Origin of the sequence: Streptomyces sp. NPDC006193, from assembly GCF_040613915.1 — a bacterium.
GTDB lineage: Bacteria > Actinomycetota > Actinomycetes > Streptomycetales > Streptomycetaceae > Streptomyces.
This window is the reverse complement of sequence record NZ_JBEXTB010000006.1, coordinates 1-12,022: the sequence shown is the minus strand read 5'-3', so window position 1 is coordinate 12,022 and position 12,022 is coordinate 1. Positions and strand designations below refer to the sequence as shown.

Annotated in this window: 10 protein-coding genes; 7 read left to right on the top strand and 3 right to left on the bottom strand. The window is 74.0% G+C overall.

Features of this window, described 5'->3' with window-relative positions:
• Nucleotides 1-4 precede the first annotated feature (4 nt).
• The gene (locus ABZ261_RS08610; RefSeq protein ID WP_356856729.1) at nucleotides 5-1,198 is read right to left on the bottom strand and encodes a glycosyltransferase; all 1,194 of its coding nucleotides are present in this window, start codon (nucleotides 1,196-1,198) and stop codon (nucleotides 5-7) included.
• A 39-nt stretch (nucleotides 1,199-1,237) separates the two neighbouring features.
• Here ABZ261_RS08610 and ABZ261_RS08605 point away from each other — a divergent pair, with 39 nt between their 5' ends.
• From ABZ261_RS08605 to ABZ261_RS08580, 6 genes are all read left to right on the top strand, one after another.
• Nucleotides 1,238-2,023 carry an aspartate/glutamate racemase family protein gene (locus ABZ261_RS08605; protein ID WP_356856728.1) on the top strand — a complete coding sequence of 262 codons (786 nt, stop codon included), beginning with the start codon at nucleotides 1,238-1,240 and terminating at the stop codon, nucleotides 2,021-2,023.
• A 93-nt stretch (nucleotides 2,024-2,116) separates the two neighbouring features.
• Nucleotides 2,117-2,677, top strand: a complete 561-nt coding sequence (locus ABZ261_RS08600; protein WP_356856726.1) for a hypothetical protein — start codon at nucleotides 2,117-2,119, stop codon at nucleotides 2,675-2,677.
• Nucleotides 2,678-2,803: 126 nt separating this feature from the next.
• Nucleotides 2,804-4,414, top strand: a complete 1,611-nt coding sequence (gene lnt / locus ABZ261_RS08595; RefSeq protein ID WP_356856724.1) for an apolipoprotein N-acyltransferase — start codon at nucleotides 2,804-2,806, stop codon at nucleotides 4,412-4,414.
• 67 nt (nucleotides 4,415-4,481) lie between these two features.
• Complete coding sequence (locus tag ABZ261_RS08590; RefSeq protein WP_356856722.1) at nucleotides 4,482-4,961, top strand: NUDIX domain-containing protein; 480 nt, start codon at nucleotides 4,482-4,484, stop codon at nucleotides 4,959-4,961.
• Between the two features lie 54 nt (nucleotides 4,962-5,015).
• On the top strand, nucleotides 5,016-5,837 hold the full coding sequence (locus ABZ261_RS08585) for a 3-hydroxybutyrate dehydrogenase (RefSeq protein WP_356856720.1): 822 nt from the start codon (nucleotides 5,016-5,018) through the stop codon (nucleotides 5,835-5,837).
• Between the two features lie 76 nt (nucleotides 5,838-5,913).
• A complete protein-coding gene (locus tag ABZ261_RS08580; protein ID WP_356856718.1) occupies nucleotides 5,914-7,833 on the top strand; it encodes a GAF domain-containing protein in 1,920 nt (639 codons plus the stop codon).
• Between the two features lie 51 nt (nucleotides 7,834-7,884).
• Here ABZ261_RS08580 and ABZ261_RS08575 read toward each other — a convergent pair whose 3' ends face one another.
• Complete coding sequence (locus tag ABZ261_RS08575) at nucleotides 7,885-9,291, bottom strand: MFS transporter (RefSeq protein WP_356856716.1); 1,407 nt, start codon at nucleotides 9,289-9,291, stop codon at nucleotides 7,885-7,887.
• A gap of 252 nt (nucleotides 9,292-9,543) precedes the next feature.
• Nucleotides 9,544-10,914 (bottom strand): CARDB domain-containing protein, encoded by a 1,371-nt coding sequence (locus ABZ261_RS08570; protein WP_356856714.1) that lies wholly within the window; start codon nucleotides 10,912-10,914, stop codon nucleotides 9,544-9,546.
• 479 nt (nucleotides 10,915-11,393) lie between these two features.
• Here ABZ261_RS08570 and ABZ261_RS08565 point away from each other — a divergent pair.
• Nucleotides 11,394-12,022: glycoside hydrolase family 19 protein (locus ABZ261_RS08565; RefSeq protein ID WP_356856712.1), on the top strand; the 629-nt coding region annotated here is incomplete at its 3' end.

Here is a 12,022-nt window from a genome sequence, read left to right as displayed (position 1 = left end):
GGGCTCAGCCCTCGTCGGGCACGGCGTCCGGGCGGGCGTAGGTACGGCCCTTCCAGGCGGCCCCGCGCCCGCGGTGGTGCCGCACGGCGGAGTCGACCGTCATCAGCAGATAGAGGAGGGCGGTGAACGGCAGCAGCGGAGCCAGCCACAGCGGCTGCCGGTAGTACCGCAGCATCGGCACGTACGTCCCCGCCATCACCGCCCACGCGAGCGCACCGGCCGCCGCCGTCGCCGCACCGCCGGCCACCACGCCCGCGGCCACCGCGACCGGCGGCACCAGATACACCAGGACGAGCCCGGCGACCGTACCGAGCAGGAGCAGCGGGCTGTGCCGCAGCTGGGCGTAGGCGCTGCGCGAGACCATCCGCCACAGGTCGGGCAGCCGCGGATAGGGGCGCACGCTGTCCACCCGGTCGGCCAGCCCCAGCCACACCCGGCCACCGGCGCGCTTCACGGCCCGCGCCAGCGCCACGTCGTCGATGACCGCGTGCCGGATCGCGTCCGGGATGCCCGCCTCGGCCGCCGTGTCGGCCCGCAGCAGCACGCAGCCGCCCGCCGCCGCGGCCGTGCGCCCGCCCCGCCGGCCGATCCACCGGAACGGGTACAGCTGCGCGAAGAAGTAGACGAACGCCGGGACCACGAGCCGCTCCCACACGCTCTCCACCCGCAGCCGCGCCATCTGCGACACCACGTCGAACCCGCCGCTCAGGGCCGCCGCGACCAGCTCGCGCAGACTGTCGGGCGCGTGCGCGATGTCCGCGTCCGTCAGCAGCAGGAACTCCGGTTCCCGCGCGCGTGCCAGCCCGATGCCGTACCGCACCGCCCACAGCTTGCCCGTCCAGCCCGCCGGCGGCTCGCCCGGCGACCCCACGGTGAGCGGCAGCCCGCCGTGCCGCTGGGACAGCTCGCGGGCGGTCCGCGCGGTGCCGTCCGTGCTCCCGTCGTCCACCAGGAAGACCTCGGCCCGCCCCGGATACTCCTGCGCCAGCAGCGACGGCAGACTGTCGGGCAGCACCGCGGCCTCGTCCCGGGCGGGCACGACCACACAGACCGACGGCCACACCTCCGGTTCCCGGCGCCGCGGCAGCCGGACGTCCGTGCGCCAGAAGAAGCCCTGCCCCAGCAGCAGCCAGCACCACGCGGCCAGGGAGACGACGGTGATCCACAGGAAGGCGCTCACGGCCGCAGTCTGCCCCACCGGACCGGCTGCCGAAGGCCCATCGTCTATCGTGACCGGGTGAAGATCGCGCTCATGGACTCCGGAATCGGCCTGCTCCCCGCCGCCGCCGCGGTACGTCGACTGCGGCCCGACGCGGATCTCGTGCTGTCGTGGGACCCGGACGGAATGCCGTGGGGACCGCGCACCCCGGAGGACATCACGCAGCGGGCGCTCGACGTCGCCGAGGCCGCCGCCGCGCACCGGCCCGACGTCCTGATCGTCGCGTGCAACACGGCGTCGGTGCACTCCCTGCCGGCGCTGCGGGCCCGCCTCGAGCCCGGCATCCCGGTCATCGGCACCGTCCCGGCGATCAAGCCGGCCGCCGCCGGCGGCGGGCACGTCGCGATCTGGGCGACCCCGGCCACCACGGGAAGCGCCTACCAGCGCGGGCTGATCGAGCGGTTCGCGGCGAAAGCGACCGTCACCGAGGTGGCCTGCCCCGGCCTGGCGGACGCGGTGCACCACGCCGACGAGGCGGCGGTCGACGCCGCGATCGCCTCCGCCGCCGCCCGCACCCCGGACGACGTGACGACGCTCGTCCTGGGCTGCACCAACTACGAGCTGGTCGCCGAGCGCATCCGGGCGGCCGTCCAGCAGCCCGGCCGCCCGCCCCTGGAGCTGCACGGCTCCGCCGGCGCGGTGGCCGCCCAGGCCCTGCGCCGGATCGGCGCCGAACCGGCTCCCGACGCGGTCGCCGACACCACCCTCACGGTGCTGCTGAGCGGCCGCGAGTCGACGCTCCCGGACACCGCGCTGTCCTACGCGGAAGGCCGCTTCCTGCGGGCCGTCAGCCCCGTGCGCTGACCGGCGCCCGGCCCGCCCGGCCCGCAGCGGGCCGGGCCGGTCACCCTGTGCTACGCCCTACCGGCGCACCGAAACCTGGGTAACCTCATAGACATGAGGGAGCACCCCCACGCCGACCCCCGTGCCGGCGACGGCCCGCACCCCGACGTCTGGACGGGACGCGCCACCAACCGGCTGCAGTGGCTGCCGGCGCTGGCCGGCGCCGCCTGCACGGCCCTCGGCGTCGAGCTGGCCGTCGACTCCGCCGCCTGGACCTCCGGCACCGCCCCGCTGGTGATGTCCGTCGTGGGCTGCATCGCGGCCGGCCTGCTGGTCCTCTTCGGCACGCTCGCCTTCGTGCACGTCGACCTCACGCTCGACAAGGAGTCCCTCGAAGTGCGCTGCGGCCACATCGGCCTGCCCCGCCGCCGCATCCCCCTCTCCCACGTGGCCGACGCCGACTTCACCGCCCACGTCACCCCCCGGCACTGGGGCGGCTGGGGGTACCGCTGGCGCCCCGAGAAGGGCACCGCGGTCGTCGTACGCCGCGGCGAGGGCATCGTGCTGCGCCTGTGGGACGGCCACACCTTCACGATCACCGTGGACAACGCGGAGTCGGCCGTACGGGTCATCAGGGCCCGCCTCCGGACGAGCACACCGGGGCAGGACCGCTGACGGATCCCGAGGGCCCGCCGGTGACCGCGGTCGGCGCGCGAGGACCGCGCCCACCAGCGGCGACCGCCCGCACCGCCGCCGGGCCGCGCTGTCGGCGGCCGCGCCGGCCGCCGTACACTCACCCGGGTGACCGTCACCGCAACTTCCGTGGGCCAGCCGGACCGGGCCGAGCCGCATCCCGCCCCGGGCGGGCGCGCCGGACGGCTGCTGCGCCTGGCCCCGGCCGCCGCCTCCGCGTTCTGCGGACTGCTGCTCTACGTCAGCTTCCCGCCGCGCACGCTGTGGTGGCTGGCCCTGCCCGCGTTCGCCGGCTTCGGCTGGGTGCTGCGCGGCCGGAGCGCGAAGGCGGCCCTCGGCCTCGGTTACCTCTTCGGCCTGGGCTTCCTGCTCCCGTTGCTGGTGTGGACCGGTGTGGAGGTCGGTCCGGGGCCCTGGCTGGCCCTGGTGGTCATCGAGGCGGTGTTCATCGCCCTGGTGGGCGCGGGTGTCGCCGCCGTCTCCCGGCTGCCGGCCTGGCCGGTGTGGGCCGCCGCGGTCTGGATCGCGGGAGAGGCGGTACGCGCGCGCGTGCCTTTCCGGGGCTTCCCCTGGGGCAAGATCGCGTTCGGCCAGGCGGACGGCGTCTTCCTGCCGCTCGCCGCGGTGGGCGGCACCCCGGTGCTCGGCTTCGCGGTCGTCCTGTGCGGATTCGGCCTGTGCGAGGCGGGCCGGCTGATCGCCGAGCGGCGCCGGACCCGGTCCGTGCGGCGCGCCGCCGCGACCGCCGCGCTGCTGAGCGTCGCCGTCCCGGTGGCCGGCGCGCTCGCCGCCCGCGCGCTGGTGAGCGACGCGGCCGAGGACGGCACCGCGACCGTGGCGGTCGTCCAGGGCAACGTGCCGCGGTCCGGGCTTGAGTTCAACGCCCAGCGGCGGGCCGTGCTCGACTACCACGCGCGGGAGACCCGCAAGCTCGCCGCCGACGTCGAGGCGGGCAGGGTCCCCCGGCCCGACTACGTCCTGTGGCCGGAGAACTCGTCCGACATCGACCCCTTCGAGTACCCCGACGCCGCCGCCGTCATCGAGGAGGCGGCCCGGGCCGTCGGCGTGCCCGTCTCCGTCGGCGGGGTGGTCGAGAAGGACGGCAGGCTGCTCAACGAGCAGATCCTCTGGGACCCGGTCGAGGGGCCGACGCAGACCTACGACAAGCGGCAGGTGCAGCCCTTCGGCGAGTACCTCCCGCTGCGCTCCCTGATCGGCGCGATCAACGAGAACTGGACCAGCATGGTCCGCCAGGACTTCAGCCGCGGCGGCAAGCCGGGCGTGTTCGACATCCACGGCGCCAAGGTGGGCCTCGCCACCTGTTACGAGGCCGCCTTCGACTGGGCCGTGCGGGACACGGTGACGCACGGCGCGGAGATGATCTCCGTGCCCAGCAACAACGCCACCTTCGACCGCAGCGAGATGACCTACCAGCAGCTCGCCATGTCCCGCATCCGCGCCGTGGAGCACAGCCGCACCGTGGCCGTTCCGGTGACCAGCGGCGTCAGCGCGATCATCATGCCGGACGGGAGGATCACCCGGAGGACGGGCATGTTCGTCCCCGCCCACCTCGTCCAGAAGGTGCCGCTGCGCACCTCCACCACCCCCGCCACCGAGCTGGGCGTCCTCCCCGAGATCGCCCTGGTGCTGGTCGCCGCGGGCGGGATCGGCTGGGCGGCCGGGACGGGGCTGCGCGCCCGGCGCGCCGGTGACGCGTAGCCGTGCAACCGCCGTACGCCCCCTGCGGCGGCCGGTGACCAGGGAGCGGCCCCGCTAGGGTCGGATCATGGCTACTCCCGACTTCATCCGCACGCTCCGGGCCACCGCCGGCCGGCAACTGCTCTGGCTCCCCGGAGTCACCGCCATCGTGTTCGACGACGAGGGCCGTGTGCTGCTCGGCCGGCGGTCCGACACGGGCACATGGGCGGTGATCGGCGGCATCCCCGATCCGGGTGAGCAGCCCGCGGCCTGCGCCGTGCGCGAGGTCTTCGAGGAGACGGCGGTGCACTGCGTCGCCGAGCGGATCGTCCTGGTCCAGGCCCTGGAGCCGGTCACCTACGACAACGGCGACGTCTGCCAGTACATGGACATCACCTTCCGCTGCCGGGCGGTCGGCGGCGAGGCCCGGGTCAACGACGACGAGTCGCTCGAGGTCGGCTGGTTCGCGCTGGACGCGCTGCCCGACCTGCACGAGTTCGCCACCTTCCGCATCAAACAGGCCATGTCGGAGGCACCCACATGGTTTGAGCCTACGACTGTCGGCTGAAGTATGGGCGGTCGCCATATGTGGTGACCGTAGGGTCCCGCCTAGGGTCGGCGTATGACCTCGCCCACCCCCCTGCCCGGACCGGCCCCCCGGTCCCAGCCCCCCACCCTCGACCTCGCCGGCCGCACCGCCCTCGTCACCGGCGCCGCCGGCGGCATCGGCCGCGCCTGCGCCCTGCGGCTCGCCGCCGCCGGGGCCGAGGTGCGCGCCGTCGACCGGGACGCGGCCGGCCTGGCCGAGCTGGTCCGGCAGGCGGAGCGCACCGACGGCCTCGCGGGAGCGGTCGTACCGCGGGTCGTGGACCTCACCGACCTGGACGCCGCCGAACGCGCCGCCGCGGGCACCGATGTGCTGGTCAACAACGCCGGACTGCAACTCGTGCGCCCCATCGAGGAGTTCCCGCCCGAGGTGTTCCACACGGTGCTGACCGTGATGCTGGAGGCGCCGTTCCGCCTCATCCGGGGCGCCCTGCCGCACATGTACGCGCAGGGCTGGGGCCGGATCGTCAATGTGTCCTCCGTCCACGGCCTGCGCGCCTCGGCCTTCAAGTCCGCCTATGTGGCCGCCAAACACGGACTCGAAGGGCTGTCCAAGACGGCCGCGCTGGAAGGCGCCGCCCACGGCGTGACCTCCAACTGTGTGAACCCCGCCTATGTGCGCACGCCACTGGTCGAGAAGCAGATCGCCGACCAGGCGCAGGCGCACGGCATCCCCGAGGAGCGGGTGCTGGCCGAGGTCCTGCTCAAGGACAGCGCCCTGCGGCGGCTCATCGAACCGGAGGAGGTCGCCGAGGCCGTGGCCTATCTGTGCAGTCCGCAGGCATCCTTCGTCACCGGCGCCTCGCTCGTCCTGGACGGCGGATGGACGGCCCACTGAACGGTCCGGCGGCCCCGGCCCGGGCGGTTGTCCACAGGGCTGCCGGGCCGGGCGTCCGATACGGCACCCTGTGACCATGTCCCGTGATCACCTGCAGCCGGCACCCCTCGGCAGCGCCGAGGCCCCGTACCTCGAACTGCTCGCCCGCGACGCCTCCGCGGAGGCCTACGAGCGGCCCGTGCTGCTGGCCCGGGCCGAGGGCCGGCCGGCCGAGCGGATCGCCGCGCTGGAGGAGGCGAGGCTGCTCGCCCTGCGCGTGCGGGCGGAACTGGAGGGACGCCGGCGGCGCGAGGCGGAGCTGTCCGCGCTCTTCGAGACCGCCCACGACCTCGCCGGACTGCGCGACCTGGACGCCGTCCTGAGGGCGATCGTGCAGCGCGCCCGCTCCCTGCTCGGCACGGACGCCGCCTACCTCAGCCTCAACGACCCGGCACGCGGCGACACCTACATGCGGGTCACGGAGGGCTCCGTCTCCGCCCGTTTCCAGCAGCTGCGGCTCGGCATGGGAGAGGGGCTCGGCGGACTCGTCGCCCAGACCGCCCGGCCCTACGTCACCGACGACTACTTCCGGGACGACCGGTTCCGGCACACCCTCTCCATCGACGCCGCCGTCCGCGACGAGGGCCTGGTCGCCATCCTCGGCGTCCCCCTGATGCACGGCCCGCACGTCATCGGCGTCCTCTTCGCGGCGGACCGGCGCGCGAGGGTCTTCGAACGGGCGCAGATCGCCCTGCTCGGCTCCTTCGCCGCGCTCGCGGCCGCCGCCATCGACACCGCCAACCTGCTCACCGAGACCCGCTCGGCGCTGGCCGGGCTGGAGCGCGCCAACGAGATCATCCGGGACCGCAGCGCCGTCATCGAGCGCGCCTCCGACGTGCACGACCGGCTCGCCGAACTCGTCCTGCGCGGCGGCGGGGTCCACGACGTGGCCGCGGCCGTCTCCGAGGTCCTCGAAGGCGATGTCCGGTTCACCGACGCCGCCGCGGCACCGGCCGGGGCACTGGAGGCGTCACGCGCGGCGGGCCACGCCGTGCGGCACGACGGCGACTGGATCGCCGCCGTGACCACGGGCGGCGAACTCCTCGGCGCGCTGGTCCTGCGCGGCCACCCCCGCCTCGACCCCGTCGACCAGCGCACCCTGGAGCGCGCGGCCATGGTCACCTCCCTGCTCCTGCTGGCCCGCCGCTCCGCCGCCGAGGCCGAACGACGCGTGCGCGGCGAACTGCTGGACGACCTGCTCGACGCGCGCGACCGGGATCCGCGTCTGCTGCGCGAGCGCGCCGGACGCCTCGACGCGGACCTGGACGCCACCCACGTCGTCCTCGCCGCCCGCCTCGGCGGCCCGGCCGCGGACGCCGACGAGGAGGCCGCGGCCCGCCGCCGGCTGAGGTCCGCCGCGTCCCACCTCGCCGCCACCCGGCACGGCCTGGCCGCCGCCCGGGACGGCGGCACCGTCCTGCTGCTGCCGCTCGACGCCGGCGACACCGCCACGGACCTGGCCCGCCGCACCGCCCGTCACCTGGGCACCGCCGTCCACCAGCCCGTCACCGTCGGCGCCTCCCCGCCCGTCGCCGGCATCGCCGCGCGCCCCGAGACCGTGGCCGCCGCCTACGCCGAGGGCCGCCGCTGCCTGGACGCGCTGCACCTGCTGGGCCGGGCCGGGGACGGCGCGGCGGCCGAGGACTTCGGCTTCCTCGGCCTGCTCCTCGCGGGAGAACGGGACATCACCGGGTTCGTCGAGCGCACCATCGGACCGGTCGTGGCCTACGACGAGCGGCGCGGCACGGAACTGCTGCGGACCCTGGACGCGTACTTCGCCGGCGGGATGAGCCCGGCCCGCACCAAGGAGGCGCTCCACGTCCACGTGAACACGGTCGCGCAGCGCCTGGAGCGCGTGGGCCGCCTGCTCGGCGCGGACTGGCAGACCCCCGCCCGCGCCCTGGAGATACAACTGGCGCTGCGGCTGCGCTGCCTGGCCGCGCCCGGACGGCACTGACCGGCCCCCCCCACAGGGACCGGTCGGCGCAGACGGCGCGCTGGGCGCCGGTCAGACGGTCCGCGCCTTCGCGGCCGCAGCCGTCCCGCTCGGCCCCCCGTCTCCGTTGCCGTCCTCGACGCGGGCGAGATCCCGGTGCCGTGTCTCCCGCGCGAGGCCCACCGCGACCAGGGTGAGCACGGCGGCGGCGATCACGTACAGGGCGATCGGGGTGGAGCTGCCGTAGTCCGAGAGCAGCGCCGTGGCGATGAGCGGGGCGGGCGCACCGGCCGCGACCGAAGCGAACTGGGCGCCGATGGAAGCGCCGGAGTACCGCATCCGGGTGGCGAACATCTCGGCGAAGAACGCGGCCTGGGGCGCGTACATGGCGCCGTGCAGCACGAGTCCCACGGTCACGGCCAGGACCAGGGAGCCGAACGACCCCGTGTCCACGAGCGTGAAGAACGGGAACATCCACAGCCCCGCACCGGCCGCGCCGAACAGGTAGACGGGCCGGCGTCCGACCCGGTCCGACAGCGCGCCCCAGGCCGGGATGACCGCGAAGTGCACGGCGGAGCCGATGAGCACGGCGTTGAGCGCGCTCTGCCGGGAGACACCGGCCGAGGTGGTGGCGTACACGAGGATGAACGCGGTGATGACGTAGTAGCTGATGTTCTCCGCCATGCGGGCGCCCATCGCCACGAGCACGTCCCGCCAGTGGTGCCGCAGCACGGAGACGAGCGGCAGCTTCTCCCTCCCGGCTTCCCTCCCGGCTTCCCTCCCGGCCTCCCGCCGGGCCTCGGCCCGCCGCAGCGCGTCCTGGAAGACGGGCGACTCGTCGACGGACAGCCGGATCCACAGACCGACGAGCACCAGCAGACCGGAGAGCAGGAACGGGATCCGCCAGCCCCAGCTGCCGAAGGCGTCGTCGGACAGAACGGCGGTCAGCAGCGACAGCACACCGGTCGCCAGCAACTGCCCGGCCGGCGCACCGGTCTGCGGCCACGACGCCCAGAAGCCGCGCCGGCCGGCGTCACCGTGCTCCGACACCAGCAGCACGGCACCGCCCCACTCACCGCCGAGCGCGAAGCCCTGCACCAGCCGCAGCGCGGTGAGCAGCACGGGCGCGGCGGACCCGATGGTCGCGTGGGTGGGCAGCAGCCCGATGGCGAACGTCGCCCCGCCCATCAGCACGAGACTCAGCACCAGCAGTCTCTTCCGCCCCAGCCGGTCACCGTAGTGCCCGAACACGAGCGCCCCCAGGGGGCGGGCCGCGAACCCCACGGCGTAGGTCAGGAACGACAGCAGCGTCCCGACGAGCGGATCCGAGTCCGGGAAGAACAGCTTGTTGAACACCAGCGCGGCCGCGGAGCCGTAGAGGAAGAAGTCGTACCACTCGACGGTGGTGCCGATGAGGCTGGCGGCGACGATTCTGGGGAGGCTGGCGGGGGGTGGGGGAGCGGTGGTTCCGGAGGCCATGTGCGCCACTTCCTCGTGTGCGGTGGGGACGGGTACGTGTCGGCACACGGTAGGAAGAGTGCAGGTCAGCGGCACATGTGGTGGAGCACCATAGTTGGGGGGATGGCTATGTGGCTGCCATCAGCCTCATGACCCGGCGCCTCGCCTACGGACCCACCCCGTCCGGGCCGGCTGAGCCGGGTCGGCGGCGTTCGCCCTGTGACACGCGGTGCGGAGCAGCCGCTGGAACGGCTGCTCCGCACCGGAGGCGGGTCAGTTGACGGTCAGGACCGCCGTGTTGTTCGTGAGGTCGGGGTCGAAGCCGAAGGGGTACTGGCCGAACTCGCCGTACGGGGGGTGGATGCTCACGGCGCCGGTCGCGCCGGCGACGACGGTGTCGACGCGCACGGAGAAGGCGAAGGTGCGCCGGGTGTTCTCCAGGACCCAGTACGGCATGTCGCAGTCGTAGCGCGGGGCGCCCTTCTGCCTCGGGTAGTAGCCGCCGTCGAGGGTGCGCGGGTAGCAGCCGGACGGCACTCCGGTGACGGTGGTGCCCCGGGGCACGATCAGCCGGACCTCGGCGACCGGGTCGCCGGAGCCGAGGTTGCCGGTCCAGCCCGGGCCGTTGTTCTCGAACGTGAGCTCGGCCGTGGCCGTCTCGCCGGCCGCGCCGGAGATCGCGTCACCGGTCACGGAGAAGTCCGCTGTGTTGTCCGCGCCGATCTGGACGGCCGCGTAGTCGTTCTCGGAGTCGAGGTCCTGGGCGCCGCCGCCCGGCTCGACGTCGATGTCGAGCCGCTCCTTCAGCGCGTGCGGGGCGAGTCGCACCGTCAGCGGCTCGGGCAGCTCGAAGGAGTCGCCCGGCGCCAGGACCTGGTCGAAGGTGCAGACCGCCTTGTTCGACGGTGCGTCGTCGCCGCCGTTCGTCGTGGTGTAGGTGCAGGCGTCGTACCGGGTCAGATCCGTCAGGCCGTACGAGGCGTACAGCTTGACGGTGAACCCGTTCGCGCTCTGGTTGCCCTCGTTGGTGACCTTGAACGGGATCGTCCGCTGGTCGCCGGGCTGGCCGTCCTCGAAGTCGGCGATGGGGGCGATGACGAGGTCGGGCCCGGCGCCGACGGTGAGCGTGGTGTCGAAACTCTCGTGCGGCGCGGTGAGCGTGCCGTCGGGGCCGCCGGTGGCCGTCGCCTCGTAGGTGATCCTGCCCTGCGCGCCGGCGCGGGCGCCGTCGGCCGCGCGCACCGTCAGGAACACCTGGTCCGCGTAGTCGCTTCCGATCGCGGGCACCACGGGGATGTCGCAGACCGCGTGCGTGCCGCTCGGAGTGCAGTTGTCCGGCCAGGTCACCTCGGCGACCCCTGCGAGGCCGGAGACGTCGACGGCGAGTCTGCCGTCGGTCACCGTGAAGTTCCGGTTGTCGTGGTAGAGGCCGAGGCCGAGGGTGCGGGACTGCGGCCGGCCGCCGCCGGTGGCGAGCGGCAGCGACTGCTTGTACGGCCCGTTGATCCATAACTGGTCGGTCTGCGGCGGATCGTCGTCGGCGAACGCCGGCGCGGCGAGGCCGGCGGTCAGCAGACCGGCCGCCACCGAGACGGCGGCGCCGGATCTGAGACGTACCAGGCGTCCGGCGGAGAACAGTGACATGGCTACCCCCAGGGTGTGGGAACGCACTGACGCGCCGGCAGCTCCGGCGCACCGTCAGGATCATGACATGACAGGGGAGCTCGTTGCGCCCGGTTTCCCAGCCCCCTCGGGGGTGTGCCGGGGTGTGGCGCCGGCCGCCGGCAGCCGTGCCAGGTCGGCAGGGCGCGCGCGGTCTCGTGATGGCCTGCGGACTCGCGGGCGGCGGTCGCGTCGGCCCGGAAGCCCGCGGAATCGGCGCGATGCCCGGCCGCTGCCGCATCGTCAACTCGCCCTCTTTTCACGGGACATGCGCTTCCGCAACCGGTCTGTGCCTGAATGGCCGGACACTTGACTGGTACAGACCAATACGGTTGAGTGTGCCTCCACAGCCCCCCACCACGGCCGCCCCCCCTCGCGCCCGGTCCACCGATGCGTACGGAGCGGGGCCCCACTGTGTCCTGCTCCGCAGAGCGGCCGTGATCCGCAAAGGAGTTGATTTCGTGTCGAGACGCCCCGTCTCCGCCGCTCTGGCCGTCCTCGCCCTCGCCGCCGCCGCCCCGGTGCTGCTCCCGGCGACGAACGCCGCTGCCGCGACGTGTTCCAGCTATCCCGACTGGGTGGCCGGCAGGTCCTACAACGCCGGTGACATCGTCCGCTACACCGACGGCAAGGCCTACATCGCCGAACACGCCAACCCGGGTTACGACCCGGTCATCAGCACCTGGTACTGGGAGCCGTACGCCTGCGACAGCGGGTCGGACACCCCCAACGCGCGTTTCGTCGTCTCCGAGGCGCAGTTCAACCAGATGTTCCCGAACCGGAACGGTTTCTACACCTACAGCGGGCTCACCGCGGCCCTGAGCGCCTACCCCGGCTTCGCGAACACCGGCGACGACGCCACGAAGAAGCGGGAAGCCGCGGCGTTCCTGGCCAACGTCAGCCACGAGACCGGCGGTCTGGTCTATGTGGTGGAGCAGAACACGGCCAACTACCCGCACTACTGCGACTGGAGCCAGCCGTACGGCTGCCCCGCGGGCCAGGCCGCCTACTACGGGCGGGGCCCCATCCAGCTCTCCTGGAACTTCAACTACAAGGCCGCCGGCGACGCGCTCGGCATCGACCTGCTGAA

Coding starts and splice junctions, on each gene's coding strand:
- ABZ261_RS08570 (WP_356856714.1), bottom strand. CDS start 10,914: ATGTCACTGTTCTCCGCCGGACGCCTGGTACGTCTCAGATCCGGCGCC.
- ABZ261_RS08590 (WP_356856722.1), top strand. CDS start 4,482: ATGGCTACTCCCGACTTCATCCGCACGCTCCGGGCCACCGCCGGCCGG.
- ABZ261_RS08575 (WP_356856716.1), bottom strand. CDS start 9,291: ATGGCCTCCGGAACCACCGCTCCCCCACCCCCCGCCAGCCTCCCCAGA.
- ABZ261_RS08585 (WP_356856720.1), top strand. CDS start 5,016: ATGACCTCGCCCACCCCCCTGCCCGGACCGGCCCCCCGGTCCCAGCCC.
- ABZ261_RS08580 (WP_356856718.1), top strand. CDS start 5,914: ATGTCCCGTGATCACCTGCAGCCGGCACCCCTCGGCAGCGCCGAGGCC.
- ABZ261_RS08600 (WP_356856726.1), top strand. CDS start 2,117: ATGAGGGAGCACCCCCACGCCGACCCCCGTGCCGGCGACGGCCCGCAC.